The sequence below is a fragment of the Halalkalicoccus subterraneus genome, assembly GCF_003697815.1.
In the GTDB taxonomy this organism is placed as follows: Archaea; Halobacteriota; Halobacteria; order Halobacteriales; family Halalkalicoccaceae; genus Halalkalicoccus; species Halalkalicoccus subterraneus.
In genome coordinates this window covers 1-25,930 of the sequence record NZ_RDQG01000034.1, presented here as the reverse complement: position 1 = coordinate 25,930, position 25,930 = coordinate 1, and the positions used below count along the sequence as shown (strand labels likewise).

The 25,930-nt window shown below is 64.0% G+C and carries 32 protein-coding genes; 14 read left to right on the top strand and 18 right to left on the bottom strand.

The features are described from left to right. The first annotated feature begins 85 nt into the window (after positions 1-85). The 5 genes from EAO80_RS09120 (at position 86) to EAO80_RS09100 (ending at position 4,837) form a co-directional block, all read left to right on the top strand. A complete protein-coding gene (locus tag EAO80_RS09120) occupies positions 86-832 on the top strand; it encodes a DICT sensory domain-containing protein (RefSeq protein ID WP_122089606.1) in 747 nt (248 codons plus the stop codon). 117 nt (positions 833-949) lie between these two features. Beyond that, positions 950-2,854, top strand: a complete 1,905-nt coding sequence (locus tag EAO80_RS09115; protein WP_122089605.1) for a 2-oxoacid:acceptor oxidoreductase subunit alpha — start codon at positions 950-952, stop codon at positions 2,852-2,854. A gap of 4 nt (positions 2,855-2,858) precedes the next feature. After that, positions 2,859-3,794, top strand: a complete 936-nt coding sequence (locus tag EAO80_RS09110; protein ID WP_122089604.1) for a thiamine pyrophosphate-dependent enzyme — start codon at positions 2,859-2,861, stop codon at positions 3,792-3,794. A 103-nt stretch (positions 3,795-3,897) separates the two neighbouring features. Continuing rightward, positions 3,898-4,326 carry an HTH-type transcriptional regulator LrpA1 gene (gene lrpA1 / locus EAO80_RS09105; RefSeq protein ID WP_122089603.1) on the top strand — a complete coding sequence of 143 codons (429 nt, stop codon included), beginning with the start codon at positions 3,898-3,900 and terminating at the stop codon, positions 4,324-4,326. 37 nt (positions 4,327-4,363) lie between these two features. Beyond that, positions 4,364-4,837 (top strand): SRPBCC family protein, encoded by a 474-nt coding sequence (locus EAO80_RS09100; protein WP_122089602.1) that lies wholly within the window; start codon positions 4,364-4,366, stop codon positions 4,835-4,837. On the opposite strand, the gene EAO80_RS09095 is transcribed toward EAO80_RS09100, so the two are convergent. Continuing rightward, a complete protein-coding gene (locus tag EAO80_RS09095; protein WP_122089601.1) occupies positions 4,834-5,247 on the bottom strand; it encodes a hypothetical protein in 414 nt (137 codons plus the stop codon). The genes EAO80_RS09100 and EAO80_RS09095 overlap by 4 nt on opposite strands. Positions 5,248-5,721: 474 nt before the next feature. Here EAO80_RS09095 and EAO80_RS09090 point away from each other — a divergent pair, with 474 nt between their 5' ends. Continuing rightward, positions 5,722-6,594 (top strand): DMT family transporter, encoded by an 873-nt coding sequence (locus EAO80_RS09090; RefSeq protein WP_122089600.1) that lies wholly within the window; start codon positions 5,722-5,724, stop codon positions 6,592-6,594. Between the two features lie 8 nt (positions 6,595-6,602). Here EAO80_RS09090 and EAO80_RS09085 read toward each other — a convergent pair whose 3' ends face one another. After that, complete coding sequence (locus EAO80_RS09085; protein ID WP_245998545.1) at positions 6,603-7,217, bottom strand: DUF7504 family protein; 615 nt, start codon at positions 7,215-7,217, stop codon at positions 6,603-6,605. Positions 7,218-7,349: 132 nt separating this feature from the next. Here EAO80_RS09085 and EAO80_RS09080 point away from each other — a divergent pair, with 132 nt between their 5' ends. From EAO80_RS09080 to EAO80_RS09055, 7 genes are all read left to right on the top strand, one after another. Beyond that, on the top strand, positions 7,350-8,072 hold the full coding sequence (locus EAO80_RS09080; RefSeq protein ID WP_122089599.1) for an RAD55 family ATPase: 723 nt from the start codon (positions 7,350-7,352) through the stop codon (positions 8,070-8,072). Positions 8,073-8,201: 129 nt separating this feature from the next. Next, on the top strand, positions 8,202-8,579 hold the full coding sequence (locus EAO80_RS09075) for a hypothetical protein (protein WP_122089598.1): 378 nt from the start codon (positions 8,202-8,204) through the stop codon (positions 8,577-8,579). Positions 8,580-8,810: 231 nt separating this feature from the next. After that, positions 8,811-9,005, top strand: a complete 195-nt coding sequence (locus EAO80_RS19665; protein WP_162993939.1) for a response regulator — start codon at positions 8,811-8,813, stop codon at positions 9,003-9,005. Beyond that, the gene (locus EAO80_RS09065; RefSeq protein WP_122089596.1) at positions 9,002-10,873 is read left to right on the top strand and encodes a chemotaxis protein CheA; all 1,872 of its coding nucleotides are present in this window, start codon (positions 9,002-9,004) and stop codon (positions 10,871-10,873) included. Before EAO80_RS19665 ends, EAO80_RS09065 begins: the two co-directional genes overlap by 4 nt. After that, positions 10,873-11,016 (top strand): hypothetical protein, encoded by a 144-nt coding sequence (locus tag EAO80_RS19660; RefSeq protein ID WP_162993942.1) that lies wholly within the window; start codon positions 10,873-10,875, stop codon positions 11,014-11,016. The genes EAO80_RS09065 and EAO80_RS19660 overlap by 1 nt, the downstream gene beginning before the upstream one ends. Beyond that, on the top strand, positions 11,017-12,231 hold the full coding sequence (locus EAO80_RS09060) for a HEAT repeat domain-containing protein (protein ID WP_122089595.1): 1,215 nt from the start codon (positions 11,017-11,019) through the stop codon (positions 12,229-12,231). It begins immediately after the preceding gene. Position 12,232: 1 nt separating this feature from the next. Further along, on the top strand, positions 12,233-13,105 hold the full coding sequence (locus tag EAO80_RS09055; protein WP_122089594.1) for a CheF family chemotaxis protein: 873 nt from the start codon (positions 12,233-12,235) through the stop codon (positions 13,103-13,105). A 9-nt stretch (positions 13,106-13,114) separates the two neighbouring features. Here the strand turns inward: EAO80_RS09055 and flaJ are convergent, their stop codons facing one another. From flaJ to EAO80_RS08990, 14 genes are all read right to left on the bottom strand, one after another. Then, positions 13,115-14,860 carry an archaellar assembly protein FlaJ gene (gene flaJ / locus EAO80_RS09050; RefSeq protein ID WP_122089627.1) on the bottom strand — a complete coding sequence of 582 codons (1,746 nt, stop codon included), beginning with the start codon at positions 14,858-14,860 and terminating at the stop codon, positions 13,115-13,117. Then, complete coding sequence (locus EAO80_RS09045) at positions 14,860-16,533, bottom strand: type II/IV secretion system ATPase subunit (protein WP_122089593.1); 1,674 nt, start codon at positions 16,531-16,533, stop codon at positions 14,860-14,862. The genes flaJ and EAO80_RS09045 overlap by 1 nt, the downstream gene beginning before the upstream one ends. A 1-nt stretch (position 16,534) precedes the next feature. Next, the gene (locus EAO80_RS09040) at positions 16,535-17,293 is read right to left on the bottom strand and encodes an ATPase domain-containing protein (protein ID WP_122089592.1); all 759 of its coding nucleotides are present in this window, start codon (positions 17,291-17,293) and stop codon (positions 16,535-16,537) included. Beyond that, the gene (locus EAO80_RS09035; protein WP_122089591.1) at positions 17,290-18,333 is read right to left on the bottom strand and encodes a FlaD/FlaE family flagellar protein; all 1,044 of its coding nucleotides are present in this window, start codon (positions 18,331-18,333) and stop codon (positions 17,290-17,292) included. The genes EAO80_RS09040 and EAO80_RS09035 overlap by 4 nt, the downstream gene beginning before the upstream one ends. Before the next feature lie 303 nt (positions 18,334-18,636). Then, on the bottom strand, positions 18,637-18,801 hold the full coding sequence (locus EAO80_RS19655; RefSeq protein WP_162993941.1) for a hypothetical protein: 165 nt from the start codon (positions 18,799-18,801) through the stop codon (positions 18,637-18,639). 60 nt (positions 18,802-18,861) lie between these two features. Continuing rightward, positions 18,862-18,996 carry a hypothetical protein gene (locus tag EAO80_RS20615; RefSeq protein WP_281273028.1) on the bottom strand — a complete coding sequence of 45 codons (135 nt, stop codon included), beginning with the start codon at positions 18,994-18,996 and terminating at the stop codon, positions 18,862-18,864. Further along, entirely contained in the window at positions 18,986-19,315 is a 330-nt protein-coding gene (locus tag EAO80_RS09030) for a hypothetical protein (protein WP_245998543.1), read from the bottom strand. The genes EAO80_RS20615 and EAO80_RS09030 overlap by 11 nt, the downstream gene beginning before the upstream one ends. Then, positions 19,316-19,678 (bottom strand): chemotaxis protein CheY, encoded by a 363-nt coding sequence (cheY, locus tag EAO80_RS09025; RefSeq protein WP_122089590.1) that lies wholly within the window; start codon positions 19,676-19,678, stop codon positions 19,316-19,318. Between the two features lie 45 nt (positions 19,679-19,723). Continuing rightward, positions 19,724-20,197 carry a DUF7500 family protein gene (locus EAO80_RS09020; RefSeq protein WP_122089589.1) on the bottom strand — a complete coding sequence of 158 codons (474 nt, stop codon included), beginning with the start codon at positions 20,195-20,197 and terminating at the stop codon, positions 19,724-19,726. A gap of 31 nt (positions 20,198-20,228) precedes the next feature. Beyond that, a complete protein-coding gene (locus EAO80_RS09015; protein ID WP_122089588.1) occupies positions 20,229-20,699 on the bottom strand; it encodes a CARDB domain-containing protein in 471 nt (156 codons plus the stop codon). Next, positions 20,700-21,485 (bottom strand): hypothetical protein, encoded by a 786-nt coding sequence (locus tag EAO80_RS20300; protein ID WP_245998542.1) that lies wholly within the window; start codon positions 21,483-21,485, stop codon positions 20,700-20,702. It abuts the gene before it with no gap. Between the two features lie 47 nt (positions 21,486-21,532). Then, entirely contained in the window at positions 21,533-22,132 is a 600-nt protein-coding gene (locus EAO80_RS09000) for an archaellin/type IV pilin N-terminal domain-containing protein (protein WP_122089587.1), read from the bottom strand. Between the two features lie 2 nt (positions 22,133-22,134). Next, entirely contained in the window at positions 22,135-22,650 is a 516-nt protein-coding gene (locus tag EAO80_RS08995; RefSeq protein WP_122089586.1) for an archaellin/type IV pilin N-terminal domain-containing protein, read from the bottom strand. A gap of 2 nt (positions 22,651-22,652) precedes the next feature. After that, the gene (locus EAO80_RS08990; protein WP_122089585.1) at positions 22,653-23,171 is read right to left on the bottom strand and encodes an archaellin/type IV pilin N-terminal domain-containing protein; all 519 of its coding nucleotides are present in this window, start codon (positions 23,169-23,171) and stop codon (positions 22,653-22,655) included. Positions 23,172-23,459: 288 nt separating this feature from the next. Between EAO80_RS08990 and EAO80_RS08985 the strand changes: the two genes are divergently transcribed. Beyond that, positions 23,460-23,798 carry a helix-turn-helix domain-containing protein gene (locus EAO80_RS08985; RefSeq protein ID WP_122089584.1) on the top strand — a complete coding sequence of 113 codons (339 nt, stop codon included), beginning with the start codon at positions 23,460-23,462 and terminating at the stop codon, positions 23,796-23,798. Between the two features lie 105 nt (positions 23,799-23,903). On the opposite strand, the gene EAO80_RS08980 is transcribed toward EAO80_RS08985, so the two are convergent. Then, positions 23,904-25,139, bottom strand: coding sequence for a heme ABC transporter ATP-binding protein (locus EAO80_RS08980; protein WP_122089583.1), 1,236 nt, complete (start codon positions 25,137-25,139; stop codon positions 23,904-23,906). Next, positions 25,136-25,930, bottom strand: a 795-nt coding sequence (btuC, locus tag EAO80_RS08975; protein WP_122089582.1) for a vitamin B12 ABC transporter permease BtuC, incomplete at its 5' end; no start/stop codon positions are given. The genes btuC and EAO80_RS08980, both read right to left, overlap by 4 nt.

Below are 25,930 nucleotides of genomic sequence, written 5' to 3'. Positions count from 1 at the left end.
ATCTTCGGATGATCTCCGCGCTCATATGCGTGGCATCCTCAAGGGTAACTGCTAAGACCGTACCGCCGTTTTCACGGGTAACGGGATGTCACTTTCCGAACTCATCTCCGGGGTCGAGGCCCACGAGATGACTCTGACCGTCTACAACGCCGACGGGGCGGTTGAGGACCTCCGTGAGCGCTTCGCCGACCGGAACCTCACGGTCGAGGCCGGTGCGGCCGACAGTGGGCCTGACCGGTTCGTCACTCTCGATTCCGACGGAACGTTCGTTTCCGCGACCGGATTGGACGACCTGCTCAAAGAGCCCTCCGAACGGACGAACTTCGAGAACGACCCGTATCGACCGATCCTCGACCACCTCGACGAGACGATGTTCACCTCCTACAGCCGTCGGAAGATGCTTGCGGCCTCTCGCGAGATCGAGGACCGCGCCTGGCGAGTCGGGAAGGGCCAACTCCACGCGGGCTTCCAGCGGATTTCAGTGTTGGAGTCGCAACTGGAGACCTACAGTGCGCTGGGGTCGCGCGACGCGCTGACGGTCCACACCTACGGGACTCCCGACATCGAGATCCCCACACAGACGGACTTCCTCATCCACGCGGAGGGCGCCGAGGAGATCGCCACCTCCTGGTTCGTCGCCTTCGATGGGGCCGACATCGACGAGATGAAATGCGCGCTGCTAGCCGAAGAGCGAGATCCCGGCGAGTTCTACGGTTTTTGGACCTACGATCCCTCGACGATCGACTACATCGTCTCACATCTCACCTCGACGTACGTTCCGGTCGACGCCGATGGCAGCGGCGGGGAATCGCGGTTCCGTCCGGGCCGCTAAACGGTCGATAGCGGCCTCGAATCCTTCACAATCGTTCCTTGCTAATGGATGGCAAAGGCTTTACTAAGTCCCCGGCGAACTATTCTATAATGGCCCACGCGGGCCGGGATTTCACACATGGCAGACAACGAACTCATCTGGCGAATCGCGGGGGGTTCCGGCGACGGGATCGACTCGACGAGCCAGAACTTCGCGAAGGCCTTGATGCGATCGGGGCTCAACGTATTCACACATCGACACTACCCCTCACGGATCCGCGGCGGCCACACGTACGTCGAGATCCGGGCGAGCGACGAGGTCGTCGACTCGCGCGGGGACGGCTATAACTTCCTGCTCGCACTGGGTGACTCCTTTGCGCGCAACCCGAAGGAGAACGCCTACTACGGCAACGAGGAGGTCAAGCCGCTCTCCGAGAACCTCGACGATCTGCGCGAGGGAGGGATCATCATCTACGACTCGGGACTGCTCGATGCGAGCGAGATCCCCGACTTCGAGGAGCGTGCCGAGGAGAACGACTGGCACATCTTCGACCTCGATCTCCGAAGCATGGCCCGCGAACACGGTCGGGAAGTCATGCGAAACACGGCGGGCGTCGGTGCCACCGCGGCACTGCTCGAGATGGATCTCGACGAGATCGAGAACCTGATGGAGAACGCGATGCCCGAGAAGATCCTCGAACCCAACCTCACGATCCTGCACGAGGCCTACGACATGATGGTCGAGGACTACGAGTTCGAGCACGACCTCCGGATCCCGACGGGCGAGCACGACGAGGAGCAGGTGCTCATTTCGGGCTCGAACGGCGTCGCCTACGGCGCGCTCGACGAGGGATGTCGGTTCATCGCGGGCTACCCGATGACCCCCTGGACCGACGTCTTCACGATCATGTCCCAGCACCTCCCGAAGTTCGGGGGGATCTCCGAGCAGGTCGAGGACGAGATCGCCGCCGCCGCGCTCGCACTGGGCGCGAGCCACGCCGGCGTCAAGGCGATGAGCGGCTCCTCCGGTGGCGGGTTCGCCCTGATGAGCGAGCCGCTCGGCCTCGCGGAGATGAGCGAGACGCCGATCGTGCTGGTCGAGGCGATGCGCGCGGGCCCCTCGACGGGCCTGCCCACCAAACCCGAACAGGGCGACCTCGAACACATCCTCTATACGAGCCAGGGCGACTCCTGTCGGGTCGTCTTCGCGCCCGGAACACCTCAAGAAGCCTACGAGCAGACCCGGACGGCCTTCGAGATGGCCTACGACTACCAGATCCCCGCGATCGTCGTGATCGACCAGAAGCTCTCGGGCGAGAACCAGAACGTCCCCGAGAGCGCATTCGACCGCGATCCGAACCCGTCGCTGGGCCCGACGCTCACCGAAGAACAACTCGAGGATGCCCCGCACGACCCGTCGGGCATCTTCCAGCGCTTCAGCCACGACGACCCTGAGGACGACGGCGTCCGGCCGCGCTCGCTGCCCGGTCAGAAGGGCGGACGATTCCTCGTGACCGGCAACGAGCACAACGAGTCGGGCCACATCGAGGAGGACCCCGACAACCGGATCACCCAGATGGACCTGCGGATGAAGAAGCTCGAATCCATCCGGGAGGACCTCGACAGCGACCCCGAGACCTCGAGCCAGACGTACTTCGGGCCCGACGAAGCCGACTACGGCATCGTCACCTGGGGGTCGAGCCAGGGTGCAGTCCGCGAGGCCGTCGAGCGGCTCAACGACGACGGCCAGTCGGTGAAGGCCATCGGCGTCAGCGACCTGATGCCGTTCGCAGAGAAGGAGGTCACGGAGTTCTTAGAGAGCGTCGACGAGGCGCTCGTCGTCGAGATGAACGCCACCGCGCAGTTCCGTGGGCTCACCCAACGCGAACTCGGTCAGTTCGGCGAGAAGCTGACGAGCCTGCTGAAGTACGACGGCAACCCGTTCGAACCCGCGGAGGTCGTCGAAGGGTTCGAGATCCAGATCGCCGGCAACGAGGAAGCACCGACCGCGAACACCAGACTCGAACCGGCAGTAAGCGACTGATACAATGAGTGCATTCAACGCAATCGGAGAGGAGCGAGAGATCGACCGCGAGGAGTTCACGCCGGGCATCGAGCCCCAGCCGACGTGGTGTCCGGGCTGTGGCGACTTCGGCGTGCTCAAATCGCTGAAACAGGCCCTACCCGAAGTGGGCCGCACCCCAGAGGAGACGCTGCTCGTGACGGGGATCGGCTGTTCAGGCAAGCTCAACAGCTACCTCGACGCCTACGGCTTTCACACCATTCACGGCCGGTCGCTGCCCGTCGCCCGGGCCGCGAAGCTCGCGAACCCCGGTCTCGAAGTGATCGCCGCCGGCGGCGACGGTGACGGCTACGGGATCGGCGGGAACCACTTCATGCACACCGCCCGGGAGAACCACGATATGACGTATATCGTGTTCAACAACGAGATCTTCGGCCTGACGAAGGGCCAGACCTCGCCGACCAGCCCGAAAGGCCACAAGTCGAAAACCCAGCCCTCCGGCTCGGCGAAGGACCCCATCCGACCCCTCTCGCTGTCGCTGACCTCCGGTGCGAGCTACATCGCCCGGACCGCGGCGGTCAACCCCAATCAGGCCAAGGAGATCCTCAAGGAGGCCATGGAGCACGACGGGTTCGCCCACGTCGACTTCCTGACCCAGTGTCCGACCTGGAACAAGGACGCGAAACAGTACGTCCCGTACGTCGACGTCCAGGAGTCCGACGACTACGACTTCGACATCAACGACCGCGGTGAGGCCCAGGACATGATGTACGAGGCCGAGAACGTCCTCAAGGACGGGACCGTCCTCACGGGTCGGTTCTACGTCGATGAGGACCGCCCGTCCTACCAGGAGGAAAAGCAGTCGCTCGGCGAGATGCCCGAGGAGCCGCTCGCGGAGCGGTACTTCGACGACGACTACGAGTGGGAGCGCAGCTACGACCTGCTCGACCGGCACAAGTAACGCACCGATCCGCCGGTTTCAGTTCGTGGGACTGTCGTTCGCCCGTCAGACAAACCGCTTTCCGGTTCGCAAGGTATTTTTTCTCCGACGCAAAAGAAGGGATGTGGCGACCAATTCGACATCGGACAGGATCCTCGCCGTCCTCGAGGAGGACGCGCAAGCGTCGTACGCGGAGATCGCACGCCGCGCGGGGGTCTCGAAACCGACGGTACGGAAGTACATCGACCAGCTAGAGACCGACGGCGTGATCGTGGGTTACTCCGCGGACGTGGATCCGAAGAAGCTCTCGGGGCGTTCGATCGCGCTCGTGGGGATCGACGTCGAGAGCGAGCGCTACGTCGAGGCGACACGCACGCTCGGCGAGATCGAGGAGGTCGAGGCGCTGTACTCCTCGTCGGGCGACCATATGCTGATGGCCGAGATCCGTGCGACCGACGGCAACGAGGTCGGCGATATCATACGCAATGAAATCCTCTCGGTCGAGGGCGTGACCGCCGCCCACCCCTCCTTCCTCCAAGAGCGACTCAAGTAGCTCGCATAGTTTTACGGGGTCGGTTCGTATCCCCACCATGGCGACCTACGAGCGCGAGACGTACGTCGACGCGCCGCTGGAAGACGTCTGGAAGTTTCACTCGCGAATCGACAGTCTCGAAGCCCTCACACCCGGCTGGATGGGACTTTCGGTTCAGGAAGTCAGGGGCCCGGACGGCGAGCGCGATCCCGCAGTTCTCGAAGCGGGATCGGAGATCGATATGCGATTGAGTCCCCTCGGCCTCCCCGGCGACTCGTGGACCTCGGTGATCACCGAGCGAACCAGCAGCGACGAGCGCGGTCTGTTCAAGGACGAGATGCGCGGTGGGCCCTTCGCCCGCTGGGTCCACGTCCACCAGTTCCGCCGCGAGGGTGAGGGGACGAGGATACGGGACACGGTCCACTACGAGCTGCCCGATCCGGTGCGAGCTACCTCCCCGCTCGCGGTCGTCGGCTTCGAACCCATGTTCCGGTATCGCCACCGGAAGACGAAGGAGCTCCTAGAGGGTTAGCGCCGTTCGACGACGAGGATTCCTTCAGGAACGTCGCCGGTCCGCACGTAGCGTTTCGGATCGCGTTCGACGGCGAAGACGGCCAGCCGGATCACGAGCCTACCCGTCGAAACCGACGCGCGCAGTACCGGCCCGGTGCCGGTGATCGTCACGTACGGCGGGGCGGCGACCGGCGCCGCGGGAAGCGACTCCCCGAGGGCATCGACGGCACTCGTGAGCAGGGTAGGATAGGTTTCGAGGATACCGGCGCGATCCAGCGCCGCCCGCAAGGGGATGACGATCTCCTCGCGGCGGGTTGCCGGCCCGTCAAGCGACTCCGCGACGGCGTCGGCACAGTCGATGGTTCGCTCGAACGTTTCGAAGTGAGTTGTGAGTAGATGATCGCGGACGCGGGGTTCGAGGTCGTTCACGGTCTGAGAGTCGCGCGGGCGGATCTAATCGGTTCCGTCCACTACCGTGGCGATTACCGTAGATGATATATTATAAATGTAGTAAATAAAAAACATCAGGTACATGATTGAGGTCGCTACCGTGTTCATCGCGCTCGTACTGGCCGTCGGCGGCGTCGGGGCGTTTCTCAACGGCCTCTACAGTGAGGAGGAACCTCCCGCGCAGGTGGGTTGTGGACGACTACGCTGCCGTCTCGATGCTCCAGAGTATGGCTGGCGTCACCGTCTTTGGATCGCACTGTACGGTCCGCCGACCGTGTGTGGCTCCTGGCGGCGCTCCCGGTCGTGCAAATCTTCGTCTCGCTCGTCCAGTGGCGGATGCATGAGGTGATGGGGTTCGAATCGCGTCTGAACGCTGGCTCTCGGGACAGGGTGTCTGAGTCCGAACCGACCACACAACGGACGATATAAGCGCCCGCCGGGCAACCCTCCTCCGTGGCTCGGATCTCGCCGGCGGGCGCGCTCGCGGTGTCGATCCTCGCGTTGAGCACGAGCGCGATCCTCGTACGCTGGAGCGCGGCCCCGAGCGTCGTCGTCGCCTTCTATCGCGTTCTGTTTACCCTGCTCCTTCTCGCGCCGGTCGCACTGCTGCGAAACCGGGGCGATTTTCGGGCGCTTTCGCTCGGCGACGCGGGCGTGGCGATCGTCACGGGCGTGGCGCTTGCGGTCCACTTCGCGGCGTGGTTCGAGAGCCTGAACTGGACGAGCGTCGCCGCTTCCGTCACTCTGGTCCAGACCCAGCCCGTCTTCGTCGCGATCGGCGCGTACCTGCTGCTCGACGAGCGGATCACCGTTCGGACTGTGGGCGGGATCGCCCTCGCGCTCGCGGGTGCGGCCGTGATGTCCGTCGGTGATCTGCTGGCCGACTCGGTCTTCGCGGGTACCGCCCTCTATGGGAACGCCCTCGCGCTGATCGGCGGCGTCATGGCCGCCGGCTACGTGCTCGCGGGCCGGTCGCTGCGCCAGCGGATCGCCCTGTTGCCCTACGTCAGCGTCGTCTACGGGAGCTGTACGCTCACCCTGCTCACGATCGCGTTGGCGGGCGGCGACCCCCTACTCGGGTATCCGCCCCGCGAGTGGATGCTCTTCCTCGCGATGGCGGTCGGGCCCGGCGTGTTCGGCCACACGGTGGTGAACTGGGCGCTGGCTCACGTCGATTCGAGCGTGGTGAGCGTCTCGCTGCTCGGCGAGCCCGTCGGTGCGTCCCTCCTCGCACTGTTCCTGCTCGCGGAGGTGCCGGGAACGGCGACCGTTTTCGGTGGTATCGTCGTTCTCACGGGAATCCTCGTCACCGCGCGCGCCCGGTAAGCCGGGACCTAAAACGCGAGCCAGTCGCTCGATTCGGGCCCGAGACCCGTGATCCGAGCCTCACGCCTGCCCTCGTTCTCTCGAGTCTCGATCCGGACGTCAAAGGGATCGAGGACGGTATTCGTCGTTCGTTCGTCGTGCATGGTCGGGTCGAACGTCGCGAAACACGCCCACCCCGCACTCCGGACCTGTCCGGTGAACACCTGCAGGAACCGGTAGACCGACCGGAGTTTGGAGTAGATCAACAGCGGCGAAACCGAATGCAGGCCGACTCGACCGACCGTCTCGGAACGGCGATCGAGGAGATCGGTAAAGGCAGTCCCGATCCGCGTCAGGTTTCCCGGCCCCGAGACGTACCGAACGCCCTCCGCGTCGGCAGTTTCGACACCCCGAGGACGGCTCGCACAATCGACGACCGAGAGGGTGCCGGTGCCGTCCTGAGCGCGATAGTCCTCGCGGATCGTCGCCGCGTCCGTATCGGTCGCCACCGCGAGCGCGTCGGCTCCTGCGAGCAGCCCGACGAGCAGCTCGTACTTCCCGGTCATCGCCGGCCCGGAGAGCAGAAACGAGCTGCCATCCGGAGCCGAGTCGACGAGCTCCCCCACCCGTCCTGGAACGCTCATACTACGTGGTGGTCGACTATTCGTATATAGCTTGCATTTTTTTATAGAGAAAAACTAGCTATAAATAGTCAAATACTAATATTTTCATATATCAATAAATACGGTTAAAACACCCTCGAACGTAGCGACGATATGGTTGAACTCGCTGCAACGGGGATTGCTGGCTTGGATACGGTGCTCGGTGGGGGGTTGGTCCGCGATTCGACGGTGCTCGTCAGCGGCAATCCGGGGACCGGAAAGACGATCCTTGGTATCCAGTATCTCTACAACGGCGTACAGGAGTTCGACGAACCGGGGGTCTATTTGACCTTCGAGGAGGACGAATCGGATATCCGCGAGGCTGCCGAATCGCTCGGCTTCGACGAGTGGGGATCGTTCGTCGAAAACGGCGACATCGCCGTCTACGACAAGGGACTCCTCCTCCGCGAGCAGTCGTTTTCGACGACCCTCGAGGAACTGCTCGCGGAGTTCGAGCGCACGCAGTACGACCGGCTGGTCGTCGATTCGCTGACGATGCTGTCGCTGTTCTTCGAGACCGAGCGCGAAAAGCGGACCTACCTGCTGAAACTCTCGGACATCCTCAAGGAAAACGGGCTGACGACGCTGTTCGTCGCCGAGCAGGGATCCCGGTTTCCGGGCCACGAGGTCGGTCTCGAACACTTCCTCACCGACGGTAACATCTCCCTGATTCAGGCCCCGACCGATTCGGGCGTCAACCGATACGTCTGGGTCGCGAAGATGCGAAAGCGCCCGATCAAGACGGACATCTTCCCCATCGACATCGGCGAGGGCGGAATCACCGTCCACGATCGTGCAAGCGGGTTCTCCCTGATGGGCGACGAGGACGTGTTCTGAACACCTGTCAGAGTACAGCAATTTTTATATATGCCAATAGTGTATTGTAGTTAACGTGTTTGTTATCTGCATCTACCGAAACCGGAGTCGGGACCGACGCGGAGATCGGGCGGAACCCCGGAGGAGGGGATGAGTTCCGACGTGTGGCTCGTGACGAGGAATCGAGCGCTTGCGGCCCGCTATCGGGTCGCACTGTCACCGCTGGTCTGTCGGCGTGAAACGAAGTGGCCGCGACCGGGATCGGAGGCGAGCGTCGTCCTGTTCGATCCCGCCACCGTCAGTCCGCCCGGCGAGGGCGCAACCCGGTATCAGCGGGCGATCGAACTCGGGGATGGAGTCGAAGCCACCGTTCGCCGGGTCGAGCGGGCGATTGTAGGCCAACGGTTCGAGGCGGCGATCGACGCCCGCTTCGAGGCGCTGTCGGCCGGATCGGCGAATCGACCGCCGATCGAGGTTCCTGATGGGCTCGGCGTGAGCGCGCTCGGGGATCTGTACGAGGTGATCTGATCGGATCGTGACCGATCGCACCCCTGCGTGTCGGTGGCGGTCGGATCGAAAACGATGATCCGTTTTCGCGGGATCCGCCGACGCTTCTGGGGGTATGACACACCAGTACCATCAGAAAACATATCTCCTCTCTATGAGATATCCGGTTCGGTCCTCCCCCGATTATCAGTTCCGAGTATCATCAGCGAAGACTTATGATTTGTAACGCATGTATTTGTGACAACGAGCCTCATGAGCACGCAACCAGCGGAGCGGGGCATCCCACGGGCGGTGGTCGTGGACGACTCGTCGTTCATGGGGACGGTGATCGCCGATCCCCTTCGGAAGGAGGGGATCGACGTGGTCGTTGAGGCCCCGGACGGCGGGACGGCGATCGGGGAGCTTACGAACGCGATCGTCGGGACGATCAGCGAGGGCGCGACATGAGTGATGACCACGTCGAGGCGTTCCTGGTCGAGGCCGACGAGCGGATCGCCGAGCTGAACGAGTCGTTACTGTCCTTCGAGGCCGATCCTGGGGACCGCGAGTCGATAGACGCGGTCTTCCGGACGGCCCACACCCTAAAGGGGAACTTCGCGGCGATGGGCTTCGAGGAACAGAGCCGGCTGGCACACGCTCTCGAGGATCTCCTCGATGAGCTCCGGGGCGAGCGTCTCGACCCCTCGCCTGAGGTGATGGATCTCGCCTTCCAGGGTGTCGACGGGATCGAAGCGAGCGTCCGGGCCATCGAATCGGGCGGCGAGGCGGTCCCCATCGAGCCGACCGTCGCGGCGATCCGTGCGACGCTCGACGGCGATACGGGCCTCGTCTCCGACCCCGAGCTCGAACCGTCGGAACGGGCGGATGCACGGGCGCTGTTCGAGGCCTGCGGTGACGACGAGTCGGTCTTCGAGGCCGCGGTCGTCCCGCGTGAGGGGGCGATGGCGAGCGTCGAGTCGATGCTCGCCGCAGAATCCATCGCGGCGGCGTTCGACCGCGTGGCCTTCAAGTGCGAGAGCGACGACCTCTCGGGGCCGTTTTCCGCGTGGATCGTCGCGACCGGAATCGGCGAGATCGAGGCAGCGATCGACGAAATCGGACGAATCGAGAGTGTGACCGTCGAGCGAAGCGAGCCGCCTGCGGAGGACGGAAACACGACCGGCAGGACCGATTCGACGGGTGATTCGACCGGGATCCGGACGGTTCGAGTCGACGTCGATCAGCTCGACGAACTCCACGGGCTCGTCGAGCAGCTGGTCACGAGCCGGATCGAACTCAGGCGGGCGGCCGAGACCGGCGGCGGTTCGATGGCCGACGCGATCGACGAGCTCGATACGATCTGCGCGACCATTCAAAGCGTCGTCACGGACGTCCGACTCATCCCGCTCGAAACGGTGGCCAGCAGGCTGCCGCGGCTGGTGCGCGACCTCGCGCACCAGGAGGGCAAGGCCATCGAGTTCTCGATGACCGGCGAGGGCGTCGAACTCGACCGGACGATCCTCTCGCAGCTGGGCGATCCCCTGATGCACGTCCTCAGAAACGCCGTCGATCACGGGATCGAGCCGCCCGAGGAGCGTGTCCGCGCCGGAAAGTCCGAGACGGGCACGATCGAACTGCGCGCGAGGCGCGAGCGCGATCACGCGATCGTCGAGGTCGAGGACGACGGGCGCGGGTTGGATCGCGGGACCATCGAGGCGAAGGCGATCGAGACGGGCGTCGCCACGGCCGCAGAACTGGCGGAGTACTCCTCCGAGGCGGTCTACGAGCTGCTCTTCCACCCGGGGTTCTCGACGGCCGAGGAGATCACCGAGGTCAGCGGTCGTGGCGTCGGGATGGACGTCGTCCACAGCACGGTCGAGGCGCTCGACGGCCGGATCGACGTCGAGAGCGAGCCCGGCGAGGGCACGCTGGTCAGGTTGTGCCTCCCGGTGACGGTCGCGACCGTCACCGTACTGTTCGTGGCCGTCGGCGAGGAGAGCTACGGGATCCCGATCAGGGCGGTCGACGAGATCGGACGGGCCGACGGGATCCGGACCATCAACGGCGAGGACGTCATCGAGCACGACGGCGAGATCTACCCCGTGATCGAACTGCGCGAGACGCTCGACGTCGAGGGAACCGACCCGGGGGAGATGCTCGTCCGGGTGAGACGAACCGAACGCGCGGTCGCGCTCCGGTGTGACGACGTGTGCCGTCAGGAGGAGGTCCTCGTCAAACCCCTCGATGGCGACCTCGGCTCGACCGCCGGCGTCGGCGGGACGGCGGTGCTCGGCGACGGAGAGACCGTCCCGATCCTCGACGTGAGGGGCCTCTGATGGCCGAGACGACCACCCAGTTCGATCGCCTGCTCGCCCCCAGCGGCCCTCTGGTCATCGGGAAGACCGAAACCGTCCCGCGGTCGTGTGCCGACCGACTCGAACCGATCGACGAGCCGCTGCGGATCTACGGGCGAGCGTAGATGTCGCTCTATCAGGCCGAGAAGGACGGCGATCTCGATGCGCTCGTCGCCGCTCTGGAGCGAAGCGGAACCGAAACGGTCAGAAAGCGCGCCGCCCAGCTACTCGGCGGGTTCGACGACGGGGCCGTCGAGGCGCTGATCGGGGCTATACGGACCGACGAGTCGGCCGCCGTCCGGGCGGCGGCGATCGATAGCCTCGACGCCATCGGAACCGACGCCGTTTTCGCGTATCTGGCGACGGTCGCGGACCTCGAAGGCGGGGTCGGGGCCGGCTGGGCCGTCGTCGAGGAGGTGGCACCCCTCCTCGACTCGTCCGCGCCCGAGACGCGAATGGCGGCCGCGAGTACGCTTGGCCACCTCTCGGACCCGCGAGCGGTCCCCGCACTGGTAGCGGGGCTCTCGGATACCGACCCGCGGGTCCGCGCCCGCGTCGCGCGCGCCTGTGGCGCGCTCGAACACCCGCGGGCCGCCGGCCCGCTCGAGGACCGACTCGACGACGACTCGCCGGCAGTCAGACGCGAAACCGCGCGGGCACTGGGTCGGATCGCGACCGACCGGGCGCTCGATGCACTGCTCGCGCGAGTCGACGATCCGAGCGAGACGGTCCGGTACGTCGCGGTCGGCGCGCTCGGGGAATCGGCACGTTCCGAATCGGTCGCGGCACTCTCGGGGGCGCTTTCGGACCCGAGCGCGCTCGTCCGGCGCGGGGCCGTCCTCTCGATCCTCGAACTGCTCTCGGCCGCGTCGAGCCGTCGGGGCCGCGCGATCCGCGAGACGGTCGCAGAGACGGTGTCGCCGAGCGTCGACGCGGCGGTTCTCGATCCGCTGGTCGAGATCGTCGAATCGGGCGAGGGGTCGGTTCGGAAGCGAAACGCGGCGTGGCTGCTCGGGGAGCTCGCCGGGGAGGTACGGAGTCGTCGCGTCGTCGACGGGCTGGTCGGGCTCCTCGACGACGAGGACGGAATAAGCGCCCAGATCGCGGTGCGGAGCCTCGTCGCCGTCGGCGGAACGGTGGTCGAACACCGGCTTCTGGCGTTTGTCCTCGATGAGACACACGACGAGAGCGCCCGGGCGAAAGCGGTCTTCGCACTCGGACGAGTGGGCGGCGAGCGCACGAGAGAGCGTCTCGATCGGCTGATCGAGACGACCGATTCCGGGTCGGTTCGCCGTCAATCGTTCTCGGCGGTCGCGAAACTCGAACGGAGTGATACGTGATATGAACGGGGACGAACACGAGATCTCGGACACGCGCGGACGGTTCACACAGGTAGTCGCTGACGGGCACACCCTTCGGGACGTCGCCTGGACGAACGGGCGCGTCCTGCTCTCGAACAGACGCCTGGTTCTCGTCGGCAACGGCGGCAAGCGGACGATCCCGCTGCATCGCGTCCGGTCGATTTCGGGTCGCCAGGACGTCAACCAGCGGGTCGCACGCGTCTCGGCGTACGTCACCATTCGGTACGACGGCCACGTGATTCTCGTCTCGGTCGAGGCCGACGAGGACGAACCGTCGTTCGAGGAGGCGTGTTACGGTGCCCTGCTCGATCAACGGGTCGTCCTCGCGAAACACCCCGCGGTCAAAGGCGGGGTCGTTCGGGACACCGACTGGACGAACGGACGGGTAAAGGTCGACGACGACGCACTCGCCCTCGCGCTTGCGGACGGGACGTTCGTCGCGATCTCACTCGACGACGTCGGTGCCGTCGACATCGTCGATCGCACCGTCCAGGGTTCGACACGGGCGGTCGTCGAGGTCGAACACACCGAAGACGGCGCGAGCGTGCGGACGTATCTCTCGGGCAACGACCGACATGCCGGACTGCTCGCGTCGTTCCTCGAACGCGGCGAGGGCGGGGGCTCGTCCGGGCTCGATCTCAGCGACGAGGACCGGGAGATCCTGATGGCGCTTTACTCGGGGGTCTCGCCGTTCGACATCCCGGACTTCCTCGGCAAGGAGATCGACGTGGTCGAGGCGGCCTTCGAGCGGTTGATCGACCTCAGGGTTCTCGAAGAGATCCGACTTCGTCGGGACGTCTCGCTCACCGCACGCGGACGAACCGTTGCAAGCGAATCGATAAACGAGCAGTAGGCCCGTACCTCAGACGTCCAAGAACAGGTCGACGAGATGTGTCGTTACGACGGCGGTGAGACAACCCAGCCACGTCAGAAACACGAAGTGGATGTAGGAGTTCGCCTTGTTGCCGCCGTCGACGGTGCGGATCATGATCGCCGAGAGCAACGCGTTGAACAGGATGACGACCAACAGCAGGTAGCGGATGAGGTCGATGTCGTAGACGTCGGTGTAAATGAGCTGTCCCAGCCCGAGCTGTTGTGTCGCCGTCATATCGATGTCCATCCCCGAAAGGATCGCGACGACCTCAAGGCCGATGAAAAATGCGAAGGCCGAAGCGGCGGTGATACCGTAGAGGAGGCCGATCAGGGTCGTCGCCGCCTGCTGGCGCTGTTCACGGAGCTGGTTTACTTCGCTCATGTTCGTACTGATCAGTTCGCCGAGTCGACGTGGACTACCACCCATCTCCCGGCCGACGAGGTACATTTCGCTGAACTTCTGGATCAGATACGAGCGCGCGTCGGTCGCGAAGTAGCGCCACGAGAGCGAGGGGTCCAGTCGCATGTTGAGGCGCTTGTAGAGGTCGTCGATCTCGTCCGAAAGCGGCCCGAAGTCCTTCGTCCGGAGCGTCGAGAGCACGTCCGAGGTCGTACTCCGCTTCGCGCTCTCGCTTGCACCGAGCGCGCGGATGAAGCTCGGAAACTCCTCGTCACGACCCATGATCAACTGTTCTTCGTGCCGGATGACGAGCCCGGGGAGCAACAGCGGCGTCAGCGGGAGCGCGAGGTACAGCGGCTCGGGAAACGAGTCGCGCAAGAACAGCGTGTGCAGGCCGATCGGCCCGACCCCGAACAGGCCGAACGCCGCCAGCACGATCAACAGCACCGACAACGCCCCGCCGACGACGAAACTCGCGAGGAGGCGCCCCTCGCCGCTCGGACGGAGTTTCTCGGGGTGAAACCAGATCGGGTCGTGGGGCGACATCGTCCGAATGACGAAGTAAAACCCGAGCTGGACGAACATGAACATCAGTAACACGGCCGCCACCGTATAGGTGGGGTTCGTCCCCGTTAGGATCGGGAGGACGATCGCGAACACGAGCGCGAACGTCATCGAGAGGATCATCGACATGTAGAGGTCCTTCATCACCTCGATGTTGCCGAGCGTGCTCTCGTAGACGGTGGTGTACTGGCTGATCATGACGTCCTGTTCGGAGACGAGGAAATCGGAGAGGGCTTGGCCGGCACCGAGCGTGTAGGCGAGGCGGTCGAGGAAGTCCGCGAGCGCATCGCTGGGAACGACGGCCGCTCGCCGGCGGCAGGCGTCGTCGAGGCTCTGGTTCCACGTATCGACGATCTGGACGATCCGGCCCATCTCGCGGGCGAGCTCGCCGTATTCATCCTCCCGGGAGAGGATCCGAAAGACCTCCATCCGATCGATGTTGGTCGTCGAGAGGATCGTCATGTGAGTGATCAGCAGGTGGAACTGGTTTTCGATCTCGATCTTGCGCCTGCTTGCGAGCAGTTTCGGGTAGACGAGGCCCGCGCCGAGCGCGAGCAGTCCCAACAGCGGGATCGGGAGGCGGACGAACAACGGGTACGGAAGGAGCAGGCCCGCCACCAGTGAGCAGAGAAACAGCACGCCGGCGGGTAGCACGACGAGCATCACGTACCGCTCGACAGCCATATCCATATAGCGGTAGGACTGGATGGTCTCGCTCATCGTCGTCGAGAGCGCCTCGGAGATCCCGTCGCGAAAGTTGCTCGCCGCCATCATCGCCTCGTCCGGTGGATATCGAAGGGGAGCCCCTCGATACCGTCGCGCTGGAACGTGGCGATCGTCTCGTTCACGTCGTAGTACTCGGTGATCCCCTCCTCGATCATGTGCTCGATGATCTCGGCGCGGAACTCCAGGTCGGTGTAGATTTCGCGGGTGTTCGCGTATCCGAGCAGGGTGGCGATTTGCTCTTCGAGCACGTAGGAGTTGTTCATCCCCTGGAAGACGATCTCGTCCTCAACGGGGTCCCAGTAGAACACCTGTCGGGTGACGACGCCGTCCATCTCCTTCGAGTAGCCCTCGATCTCCTGGACGCTCGTGACCCGCCGGAGGACGTCGTCGCCCTGCTTGACGCGGTTCTGAAAGATCGCGACGTCCGCGTTGTCCATGAACGTCTCGGGGATGTTGATCGGATCGCCGGTAAAGCGCTGGACCATCGAGACGATGTCGCTTGCGTGGAAGGTGAGCATCACCGGGTGGCCCGTCTGGGCGGCCTGAAACGCCATCCGCCCCTCCTCACCACGGACCTCGCCTACGACGATGTAATCGGGCCGCGAACGCAGCGCCGCGGCCACGAGGTCGAACATGCTGACGCCCTTGCTGTCGCCGCCGCGGCTCTCGCGGGTCAGCAGCTGCTGCCAGGTGTCGTGGGGTGGCAGCACCTCCGCGGTGTCCTCGGCGGTGTAGATCTTCGAGTCACGCGGGATGAACGACATGATCGCGTTGAGCGTCGTCGTCTTGCCCGAGGCAGTCTCGCCGACGACGAAGACCGTCTGTTCGTTTTCGAGACAGAGCCACAGGTAGGCGGCGAGCTCGGGCGAAAGAGTGCCCCAGTCGGTGATCTGTGCCACCGAGAGGGGAACTTCGTCGCCCTGTCGGATGGTGAGACTCGGGCCCTTGATGCTCACGTCGTCCGAGTAAATCAGGTTGAGCCGCGAGCCATCGGGGAGCGTGGAGTCGATGATCGGATCGGCGTCGCTGACGGGGTCGCCGATGCGTTCGCCCAGGTTCCGAATCCACTGCTGGAACCGTTCGGGTGTGCCGAAATCGACGGTCGTTTTCATCATACCGAAGACGCTGTGGTCGACGTAACACTCGTGGGGCCCGATGACGTGGATGTCCTCGTTTGCGGGATCCCGAAGGACGGCTTCGAGGGGGCCGAGCCCGACGATGTCGCGGTTGAGACGGTAGCGCAGGTTCGCGTACGTCTCGGGCGAGACGTGATACCGGCCCGTCGAGAGCACCCCCGAGAGGGACTCCTTCCAGCCGGACGGCGCGTCCTCGGTCGTGGTCGTCGCCGCGAGCAGTTCCTCGATTCGGTCGCCGTACTCGCCTTCGTTTTCGGGGGCTGTGTGGTCGACGCTCTTTCGCAGCAGCTCGCTTTTGACGTCCTCATAGAGGTCGAGATCCGTTTCCGAGAGCGTCGGTTCGACGACGTGGTAGGTCGTCGCTTTACCGACGTCGCCGTAGATGTGACAGTAGATCGGCCCGCCGACGGGGTACAGGACGTTCGGGTAGTGGGTTTCGTACTCGCCGTCAGCCTTCTCGATGAGGAGGGGAAACTCGCCGCTGATCTGTTTCATCTTCAGCAGGTGCTCGCGCAGATGGGGTTGATCGGCGACGAGCTCGCGGATCTCCCGCGACGGTTTGACGGTACCCTGGTCGGTCATCTCAGGCGATGTTACGGTTCTCGATTACGATCCCGGTTCCCGAGCGCACGGAGTAGCCGATCGTGTCCCCGACCTGCTCGCCCATACCAGCAAAGCGTTTGACGGAGATCTGGCGGCGCACGTCGTTGCCGACCTCGATCATCTGGAGCTGGAAGAACACGTCCGCGATCGACCGGAAGGGACCGATGGCTTCCTCGTCGACCGTCGAGGGATCGACGGTGAGGACGATCGTCTTGCCCCGCGAGGTCAGCTCGCGGAAAAACGAGATGATCTCTAAGGCGGCCTGGCGCTCGTCGTTCTGTCTGACGAGCGCCTCGAACGTGGGATCGTTCCGGAGGATGGCGTCGAACGTATCGAGGATGATGACCTCCGGTTCCCACATGGTTTCGGCCTCCATCAGCCGGGTGAGCAGCTCTCGGCGTTCCCCGTCCGATCTCTCGCTCGAGAACGTGTGTCCGGTGTCGAAGTCGGCGTGCAGGAACAGCAATCGCTCGTCGAGCAGGTGGGAAACCACGTCGTACGAAAGCGAGTGCATCTGATCGACGAACCCGCCGATGGTGAGTTCGGTCGAGAGCAACGTTACGGTTCGGTCGGTCTCACAAAAGCCGTAGCTGAACCGCTGAGAGAGCGCGCTCTTTCCCGCGCCGTAATCGCCCTCCATGAGGACGATGCTGCCCCGTGGTAGGCCGCCGCCGAGTGCCGTGTCGAGCCGGTCGTGATCGCCCAGTCCGAGCGGGAGGAGTCGTCCATGTGCGCTCATAGTTGGGCCCGTCGTGACTCGTCGTTCCATCCGTCGAGGACGACCGAGGCCGAGGTGCCACTCGACAGCTGGCAGATGTAGCGCAGACTCTGTGTGTGATCGGCGACCGAGAGCGCCGGGTCGTCCTTCCCGTCATCGACCTCGTCCTCATCGGCGTCGAACCCGTCGACGAACGCCCGGAGCTGGTCTGCGGCCTCCCCGTCGATCCACTGGATCGATTCGTAGTATTCGAAGGCGTCCTCGGCGGCGTCGAGCCCGGCCGTCTCGACGAGGTGTTCGAGCCATTCGAGGATGAGGAGATCGGCGACGTAGCCGTCGGCGGTTCCCCGAAGGTACGGTTTCTCGGCTTCGGGGGCGTCACTCAGCGTTCGCTCGGCGTACGTAAGCTCCGAATCGATCGAGACGAGGGTGCCCTCGACCCGCTCCGACTCCGCGTCCTCGACCGCCTCGTCCCAATCGGCATCACCGGACTCGTACTCGTCTTTCAGGTCATCGAAGCCGGTGCTCGCGTCTTCCTCGTTGCCGTCGACTGCCGGATCGACGCCGTCGTCGTCGAGATCGTCGTCGAAGAAGCTCTCGGCATCGGCCGAGGCGACGTCCGCATCGAGGTCGTCGTCCTCGCCGTCGTCGAACAGGCCGATCGAGCCGCCGGCACCGCCCATATCGACCTCGTCGTCGGTGAACGGGTTGATCCCCCTCGTGACCATCTCGTAGACGTTCAGCAGTTTTCGGATGTTCTCTTCGATCTCGCTGACGGCTTCGCTCATCTCCTCGTTCTCGCTGCGGATGGTGTTGACCGTCGAGGAAACGCTCGCGAGCTCCGTCTCGATCTCGTCGATCCGACGTTCGAATTCCTCGTCGGCGTACTCCTCGGAGTCCTCCCCCATCGAGAGGTCGTCGAACCCGTCCGTCTCGTCCATCTCCCCGTTGAGTTCCTCGTCGAACGGGTCATCTGACTCGGACCCGCCGTCCGTCGCTGGCTGGTCGGACGCAGTACCCTCTTCGTCCCCGCCGCTACGAAGGCGATCGAACAAGCTCATGCCGACCACCCCGATCGAAAACCCAGCGTGACACCCAATATTTCTAACATCATATATCTAAAAATATGTATTTACTATTGAATGTTTCGGCCACTTTATCAATCGCGAGATCAGAACGACCGGGTCGTCTCGCCGCGGATCGGGATCGACAGCTCCGATACCTCGGAATGTGGCGGCGACGTTTCGGTGGCGGATCGCCGGCCCGTCGAGCGCGAGCATCGTGCTACCGCCTGCGAGTTTCGCGACCAGTTCGGTCCGGTTCGCGTCGGCGTCGGGGTGGGCGTCGTAAGCGCACTGATCCCGCTATCGACGTATTTCGCCGGATGGGAGGCAGGCGCCGTGGACCCGAGGCAACGTCGCGTGGAGCAGCCCGCCGATCCCGCCGGGTTCGTCGATCGCGACGGCGACACACGAGCCGAGCCCGCTCGTCGAGAGCGGACACTCGCGTCCGATGGCGTAGTCGGCCACCCCGACGCGTTTTCGGGGGAACAGCTCCGTCCGGCGTCCGAGCGGCTGGTTTGGACACGGTCAGAACACCGATTCTGGGTCGGCTCCCGTCTCCTGTGTGCGCTCGACGAACAGTTCGTCGAGCGCGACCGGCGGACGCACGTCGATCGCGGCTTCGAGCGAATCCGCCCAGCCGTCGACCGTGTCACTGAGCATGATCGAGCCGAACTCCTCGATCCCGTTTTCGATCACCGCGGCCTCCGTCTCGGGCGCCCACTCGGCGAGGAAAGCGCGCGCGGTCCCGGTCGAAGACGAGCGTCGTCTGGCCGGAAAGCGATCCCTCGAACTCGAGTTCGACGCCCGTCATCGACCGCGAGAACCGCTCGCGGGCGCTCTCCCGCGAAATGAGTGTGACGCTCGTCGTCTCGACGCGCGTTTCGACGCCCGTCAGCTCGTAAAGGGAATCGGCGGCGTGGCGTGCGCCGTCGACGGCTATCGTCCGAACGGCGCCGAGCGCGTCGGTATCGACGTGCATCTATGCGGGCACGACGTCGTCGATGGCTTCGAGGACGCTCGGCTTCTGGAACGGTTTCGTGATGTACCCGCTCGCGCCGGCTTTGACGGCCATCTTCATCTTCTCCTCCTGGCCGACGCTGGTACACATGATCACTCGCGCGTCGGGGTCGTCCTCCGTGATCGCCCTCGTCGCCTCGATCCCGTCGCGGATCGGCATGACGATATCCATCATCACCAGATCCGGGTCGTGCTTTGCGTACAGTTCGACGGCTTCGACGCCGTTTTCGGCCTCGGCGACCACCTCGTGTTCGCCCGTGAGGATCTCCCGCAGGAGGCTCCGCATGAACTCGGAATCGTCGACGATCAGCACGCTTCGTGTCATTAATACGTTATCTCTCTCCGTCACATGAGACGGTGGAGTCGATCATCAGTTCCGCGTTTCGAGGGCAGAACAGAGGTCGGCGATCGAATCGTCGGGGGAGAGGTCGTGGCGGTCGAGCGCCGTCTCGATGGATCGGCGCGGCCCGATCGGGAGATCCGATTCGGCGACGAGGATCTGGAGGACACGCCCGGGAGGGAGTTCCAAATCGACCTGCGTCGCGTACCACCGGACGAGCTCGGAGAACACCGTCACGACGTCGTCCGACTGCGTGCGATACGTCGAGGATCGGTTCTCGATACGGGCCTCGATCTCGACGCCGTACCGTGACGAAGCGGTATCGGGCAGCGAGGTCCCGCCGTCTTCGGGCGAACGGGACGGCTGGATGTCGGGTGAGGTCGTATCCGTCGAGACGACGTATCGTCCCTCCTCGATCTCGTCGACGTACTCGCTGTCGGTGATATCGAGCTCCGAGGGTGAGAGGATGCCTTCTTCCTGCGGGTTTGGTTCGTCCCCCGTCATACAACACGTGTTGTCAGCGTACGCTAAGTATCTATTGGCCGGACGTTTCGTGATAGAAGTCGAACGTCGCCCGGGAGCCGTGAGCGATCACGGTCACGCGGTGATCGCCTCCATCGAGGCGACCGTCGAGGTCGATCGTGACCGCCGCGACGGCCCCCGAGGACCACCGCTGCCCGCCCGAGACGAGATCGACCGTCCGTTCGTTCCGGTAGGTCCCGTCGAGCAACACGTCCAGCTCCGATCCGTCGAGCGTACTCCGGCCGGTGTTTTTCACGAGGACGGTCACGGTCCCGTTTCCGTCCTCTTCCTCGTAAATCGCCGTGCTGGCGGGGTCGCTGATCACCGTGAGGTCGGTGTCGACCTGCTGTGAGAGGTCCTCGCTCTGCTCGTCGACCGAGTTGCTGACTTGCTCGACGCTCGCGATGAGGGTACCCGCGACGCTCGCCGCGATGAGCAGGCTCGCGATGAAGATGATCAGATGGGAGATCGAAACCGAGCCCATCTACGCTCCCTCCGAGGCGTTCTCGACGCCGGCCGTCGCGGCGACGCCGCCCTCGGTGACGACTTTGACGCTTGTCGCGTTCGATTCGAGTTCGTATGCGAGCGTCGCTCCGGGCACCCATAGGTTCGTCTCGTCGATGACGTTGCCGGTCGCGTCGATCACTATGGGATCGTCGGTCGCGTACTCGCCGTCGACGAGTAGGTCCGTGCGATCGATCGAGAGTGCAGTCGAACCGGTGTTCGTGACCGAAACGGAGACGGTCGTCTCGTTGGTAGCGTTGCCGAGCGGTTCGATCAGTGTGAGATTGCCGGTCGTGTTCCCGTCGTCGGGTGAGTCCGTGGAATTGTCGGTCGTGTTCCCGTCGTCGAGCGGGTCGTCGCCGAAGATACCATCGTCGTTGGTCGTGTTTTCGTCGTCGAGTGAATCCGTGGAATTGTCGGTCGTGTTCCCGTCGTCAAGTGGGTCCGTAGAATTGTCGGTCGTGTTCCCGTCGTCGGGTGAGTCCGTGGAATTGCCGGTCGTGTTCCCGTCGTCGAGCAGGTCCGTGCGATCGATCGAAAACGCGGTCGAACCGGTGTTCGTGACCGAAACGATGGTCGTCCCGTTTCGGGTCGCGTCACCGATCTCGATTGCCGTGTTCTGTCGATCGAGAAGGCGATCAGCGCGGTCGTCCTGGGCGGTCGTGGTCCTATCGAAGCTGTCGGTTGCGACCGTGAAGGCCGCACTGAACGCTATCAGACAGCCGATGAGGATGACCACCGTGGATCCGCTGACGCTGAAGCCCATTCGATTAGTGTGTTAATTCGTGGAGTAGTTGGAAAGCGATACGTGCCTTAGAGCCGGACGGAGTCGCCAGTTTCGGAGCCGGCGAGCGTGTCGGGAGCCTGAACCGTCACCATCTGCTGGGCGCCCGATGCCGTCGTGATCGTCACTTCGGCCTCGTCGCCTTCGCTGAGGGCACCGATATCACCGTCGAGGTCCGAGAGGCTAAGGCTCACTCGGTACCGGTCGCTCCGGTCCGTCATGACGCTGTTGTCCCCGTTCTCGGCGGAGACTGCGGCGACGGTGAAGCCGTCACCGGCAGCCTCGGCGAATCCGATGTCCTCAGCACCATCTGGCCCGAGGAACTGCACGGACGCGTCCTCGAGGTTGATGTCACCCGCGCCAGGCGATTTCTGGAGGAGGAGGTCGACTTGGTCCACAGTAGCGGTACCAGACTCGTTATCGACAGTACCGATCTCGCTGAGGACGCCGACGTTATCGGAGACCTGCTGGGTGCTTTCGGCACCCGTGTCTTCCGCTTGCGTCTGGAGGAAGCCGGCGGTGTTGATCAGCACGCCCGCCGCGATCGCCGCGACGAGAACCATCGCGATGAACACGATGAGGGTGCCGATGCCAACTTGACCCCGCTCGGAGGAGTTTCCGTCAAACATCCTTAGAGCCTCACTGTGTCGCCCTCTTCGAGGACGTCAGGTGCGTTCAGGCTGTGGTCGGTCTGTGCGCCCGAGCCGGTCGTGATCGTCAGATCTGTGCTTTGACCCGGATCGAGAGAAAGACCCGTCAAGGAGATCGTTGCTCGTTCGCTGGTCTCACTGAGGACCTCTATATCCTCAGTAGCAGAGTCCACGTCCAGTTCACCAGAGACGTCACCAACCCACTCGATGAAGAGTTGGTCGAGAACGATGTCACCCGCACCGGGTGCCTTCTGGATGGTCAGTTCAACGGCTTCGGCTGAACCGCCGGTCACAGTCCCGGTCGACGAGAGGACCTGCACGCGGTCGGAGACCTGTTCGGTACTCTCGGTACCGGTGTCCTCCGCTTGCGTCTGAAGGAAGCCGGCGGTGTTGATCAGCACGCCCGCCGCGATCGCCGCGACGAGTACCATCGCGATGAACACGATGAGGGTGCCGATACCCACCTGACCTCTCTCAGCGTTGTTTTTCTCGAACATCCTTAGAGCCCCACTGCCACTTCATCACCGGAGATGTAGTTGGGAGCGTTCAGGGTGTGGGTCGTCTGTGCGCCCGAGCCGGTCGTGATCGTCAGATCTGTGCTGTCCCCTTCGGGGATGGTGAGGTCGTCTCCAAGGGTAATCGTCACCCTGTCAGTAGTCTCACTGAGGACGGCATCCTCGTAGCCGGTCTCCTCACTCAGATCTAGTGAGCCATCGACCCAGTCGATCAGTATGTCCTCGACGACGATGTCACCCGCGCCGGGTGCCTTCTGGATGGTCAGGTCGACGGTGTCAACCTGACCAGCAGAAAATCCTGTCCCAGTCGATGAGAGAACTTGCACGCGGTCGGAGACCTGTTCGGTACTTTCGGTACCAGTGTCTTCTGCTTGTGTCTGCAGGAAGCCGGCGGTATTGATCAGCACACCCGCTGCGATCGCCGCAACGAGTACCATCGCGATGAACACGATGAGGGTGCCGATACCGACCTGACCCCTGTCTTCTGTTTGTGTTTCGAACATTATTCTGTCGGTTCTGCCATGCTGGCGAACCGTATATATATCGGATCTCATATGTTTATAAATTTATCTTTAAAGTTATCAGATATGATTCGGAAGCGGAGGGTGTGATATCGACGAGTTCGGGGCTCTACCGGCCATTTCGTCCAACGGCTTTGCTCGATTCGCGTGCAAAACACGTCTATTACTAACACACAACATGTCATTTTCCACAAACCTCGGAAAGAAACTGCCGTCTATTTCCTTAGCCAACATCTTTATTGTTATCGTATATCTCCTAGTATCTAATAAATGTATTCCGAAGCAGTCATCCACGCTCTGGGCAACGAGTATAACGCGGCGATCCTCGGGGCCGCCGACGAGGCCCGGTCCGCTCAGGCGCTCAGCGACGAGCTCGACATCCCGATCGCGACCTGCTACCGGCGGATCGAGGAGCTAGAGGAGGCCGATCTGCTCGAACACGAGGGACGGGAGCTCTCGGAGGGCCGCCGCCGAGTGAGCGTCTATCGACGCACCGTCGACCAAGTCGTCGTGGATTTCGAGAGGGGTGGCTACGACGTGACCGTCGAGGAGCGCGCCAGCGTCGCGAACAAACTGGACGAGGTCTGGCGCTCGATTTCGAGTTCCTGATCGCCCGACATCGAGCAGTACGAGTACGAGGTGGATCGCGCGCATCCGAGGTGGCGGTGGAAGCCCGCGTTCGCTCGAACCGGCATCAGCCCTCTTCGGGTGAGGTCACCGGGTTCGATCCGCCGCACGTTCGACCGCCTTCAGTACCTCGCTGCCCTCGACGACAGCGCTTCGGTCCCGAATCTCCTCGTAGAGCGCCGCCGCCTCGTTTCCCGCGTAGTTTCGCACCTCGAACGGGCGCTCCTCGACGAGGATCAGCGAGTCGCTCTCGCCGGCACAGTGCAGGTTCGCGAGGTTTCCCGACCCGATCTCGACGTCGCCGACGACGGTCACGTCGGCCGCACGAACCAGCTCCGTGACGCGCGCCCGGGTTTCGGATCCGATCGGGGCGAACGGCTCGACGGAGACAGTCTCGATTCCGAGTAGGCGGGCGGTTTCGAGGTCCGAATCTCCCTCGCCGAGCGCCCCCACGGAGACCTCGTAGCCGGCCGCCGAAAGCACGTACAGCAGCCTGGAGACCGTTCCGCCCCCGCCGATGACGTGGACGTGTCCCTCTCGGTCGTCGCTCCGGTCGGGGAGCGCGGTGACGTAGACCGATCCGGTCACGGGGTGGCGACTGACCACCGCGCGCGTGTCGAACGCCCGTTCGAGGTTCGACCCGGTGAGCACGTCCTCGGGCGGGCCGCTCTCGAGTATCCGCCCCCCCGAGAGCAACAGGAGGTCATCACAGTAGTGGGCCGCGAGGTTCAGGTCGTGGATCGCCGCGATCACCGTCTTGCCGTCGTCGACGAGGTCGCGAACGAGATCGAGGGTGCGGACCTGGTGATTGATGTCGAGGCTTGCGGTCGGCTCGTCGAGCAGCAGTATCGGCGTGTCCTGGGCCAACGCCCGCGCGAGGACCACCCGCTGGCGCTCGCCGCCGCTGACGGCGTTGATGGAGCGGTCCGCGAACTGCGCGGTCTCCGTCCGGGCGAGCGCACGCTCGACGGCCTCCTCGCCGGACGGATCCGCGTTCGAGCGAACGCGCGACCGGTAGGGGGTCCGACCCATCGCGACGACGTCGCGCACGTCGAAGTCGAAGGAGAGGCTCGTGTCCTGCGGGACGGTCGCGACCCGGCGGCTGGCCGCTCTCGACGAGAGGTCCTCGACGGACTCGCCGTCGAGGAGTACGGTACCGGCCTCGGGTTTCAACACCGCGCCGATCGCGCGCAGAAGCGTCGACTTCCCGGCCCCGTTCGGTCCCACGAGTCCGACGAACTGCCCTTCGCCGACGTGGGCGCTGATCGAATCGAGGACCGCCATGCCGCCTAGCCGCACGTCGAGATCACGAATCTCGATCACAGCGCGTGCACCTCACGGGTTCGAAGCAAGTAGAGGAAAAAGGGCGCGCCGATCGCGGCGGTGACGATGCCGACCGGTACTTCGGCGGGGCCGGCCCGCGCCACGGTGTCGGTCGCGACCAGAAACACCGCGCCCGCGAGCGCGCTGGTTGGGAGCAGGATCCGGTGATCGGGGCCGACGAGCAGGCGCATCATGTGGGGAACGATCAGCCCGACGAAGCCGATGACGCCCGAGACAGCCACTCCTGCAGCGGTGATGACGCTGGCCGCCGCCAGCAGCAGGCGCTTGGTGCGCTCGACCTCGATCCCGAGACTCTGTGCGTCCTCCTCGCCGAGCAGGAGGACGTTGATATCGCCCGCGTAGATCAGCAGGAGGGCGAAGATGGGGAGGACGACGGGTAACGAGAGACTCACGTCGTGCCAGGTACTGGCATGCAGGTGCCCCATCAGCCAGTAGACCACCTGTTCGAGGCTCTCGCCGGCGCTCAACTGCATGTACGAGATCATCGCGCCCAGGAACGTCTGGACGGCCACGCCCGCCAACAGCAGCGTCGCAACGGGGGTTCGCCCGCCCGTGCTGGCGATCAGGTAGACCCCGAAGGCGGTAACGATCGCACAGCCGAACGCCATTGGACGAAGCCCGACCGACAGCGGCAGGACGATCGAGGCGACCGCGCCGAGTGCGGCCCCCGAGGAGACGCCGATGATCGAGGGATCGGCCATCGGGTTTCTGAAAAAACCCTGCATCACCGTCCCCGCAGCCGCGAGCGCGAAGCCGACGACCGCCGCGAG

Excerpts from the sequence above, each read along its gene's own strand:
- EAO80_RS09120 (WP_122089606.1), top strand. The coding sequence starts at position 86 with ATGTCACTTTCCGAACTCATCTCCGGGGTCGAGGCCCACGAGATGACT.
- EAO80_RS09115 (WP_122089605.1), top strand. The coding sequence starts at position 950 with ATGGCAGACAACGAACTCATCTGGCGAATCGCGGGGGGTTCCGGCGAC.
- EAO80_RS09110 (WP_122089604.1), top strand. The coding sequence starts at position 2,859 with ATGAGTGCATTCAACGCAATCGGAGAGGAGCGAGAGATCGACCGCGAG.
- EAO80_RS09100 (WP_122089602.1), top strand. The coding sequence starts at position 4,364 with ATGGCGACCTACGAGCGCGAGACGTACGTCGACGCGCCGCTGGAAGAC.
- EAO80_RS09085 (WP_245998545.1), bottom strand. The coding sequence starts at position 7,217 with ATGAGCGTTCCAGGACGGGTGGGGGAGCTCGTCGACTCGGCTCCGGAT.
- EAO80_RS09080 (WP_122089599.1), top strand. The coding sequence starts at position 7,350 with ATGGTTGAACTCGCTGCAACGGGGATTGCTGGCTTGGATACGGTGCTC.
- EAO80_RS09075 (WP_122089598.1), top strand. The coding sequence starts at position 8,202 with ATGAGTTCCGACGTGTGGCTCGTGACGAGGAATCGAGCGCTTGCGGCC.
- EAO80_RS19665 (WP_162993939.1), top strand. The coding sequence starts at position 8,811 with ATGAGCACGCAACCAGCGGAGCGGGGCATCCCACGGGCGGTGGTCGTG.
- EAO80_RS09065 (WP_122089596.1), top strand. The coding sequence starts at position 9,002 with ATGAGTGATGACCACGTCGAGGCGTTCCTGGTCGAGGCCGACGAGCGG.
- EAO80_RS19660 (WP_162993942.1), top strand. The coding sequence starts at position 10,873 with ATGGCCGAGACGACCACCCAGTTCGATCGCCTGCTCGCCCCCAGCGGC.
- EAO80_RS09060 (WP_122089595.1), top strand. The coding sequence starts at position 11,017 with ATGTCGCTCTATCAGGCCGAGAAGGACGGCGATCTCGATGCGCTCGTC.
- EAO80_RS09055 (WP_122089594.1), top strand. The coding sequence starts at position 12,233 with ATGAACGGGGACGAACACGAGATCTCGGACACGCGCGGACGGTTCACA.
- flaJ (WP_122089627.1), bottom strand. The coding sequence starts at position 14,860 with ATGGCGGCGAGCAACTTTCGCGACGGGATCTCCGAGGCGCTCTCGACG.
- EAO80_RS09045 (WP_122089593.1), bottom strand. The coding sequence starts at position 16,533 with ATGACCGACCAGGGTACCGTCAAACCGTCGCGGGAGATCCGCGAGCTC.
- EAO80_RS09040 (WP_122089592.1), bottom strand. The coding sequence starts at position 17,293 with ATGAGCGCACATGGACGACTCCTCCCGCTCGGACTGGGCGATCACGAC.
- EAO80_RS09035 (WP_122089591.1), bottom strand. The coding sequence starts at position 18,333 with ATGAGCTTGTTCGATCGCCTTCGTAGCGGCGGGGACGAAGAGGGTACT.
- EAO80_RS20615 (WP_281273028.1), bottom strand. The coding sequence starts at position 18,996 with ATGCTCAGTGACACGGTCGACGGCTGGGCGGATTCGCTCGAAGCCGCG.
- EAO80_RS09030 (WP_245998543.1), bottom strand. The coding sequence starts at position 19,315 with ATGCACGTCGATACCGACGCGCTCGGCGCCGTTCGGACGATAGCCGTC.
- cheY (WP_122089590.1), bottom strand. The coding sequence starts at position 19,678 with ATGACACGAAGCGTGCTGATCGTCGACGATTCCGAGTTCATGCGGAGC.
- EAO80_RS09020 (WP_122089589.1), bottom strand. The coding sequence starts at position 20,197 with ATGACGGGGGACGAACCAAACCCGCAGGAAGAAGGCATCCTCTCACCC.
- EAO80_RS09015 (WP_122089588.1), bottom strand. The coding sequence starts at position 20,699 with ATGGGCTCGGTTTCGATCTCCCATCTGATCATCTTCATCGCGAGCCTG.
- EAO80_RS20300 (WP_245998542.1), bottom strand. The coding sequence starts at position 21,485 with ATGGGCTTCAGCGTCAGCGGATCCACGGTGGTCATCCTCATCGGCTGT.
- EAO80_RS09000 (WP_122089587.1), bottom strand. The coding sequence starts at position 22,132 with ATGTTTGACGGAAACTCCTCCGAGCGGGGTCAAGTTGGCATCGGCACC.
- EAO80_RS08995 (WP_122089586.1), bottom strand. The coding sequence starts at position 22,650 with ATGTTCGAGAAAAACAACGCTGAGAGAGGTCAGGTGGGTATCGGCACC.
- EAO80_RS08990 (WP_122089585.1), bottom strand. The coding sequence starts at position 23,171 with ATGTTCGAAACACAAACAGAAGACAGGGGTCAGGTCGGTATCGGCACC.
- EAO80_RS08985 (WP_122089584.1), top strand. The coding sequence starts at position 23,460 with ATGTATTCCGAAGCAGTCATCCACGCTCTGGGCAACGAGTATAACGCG.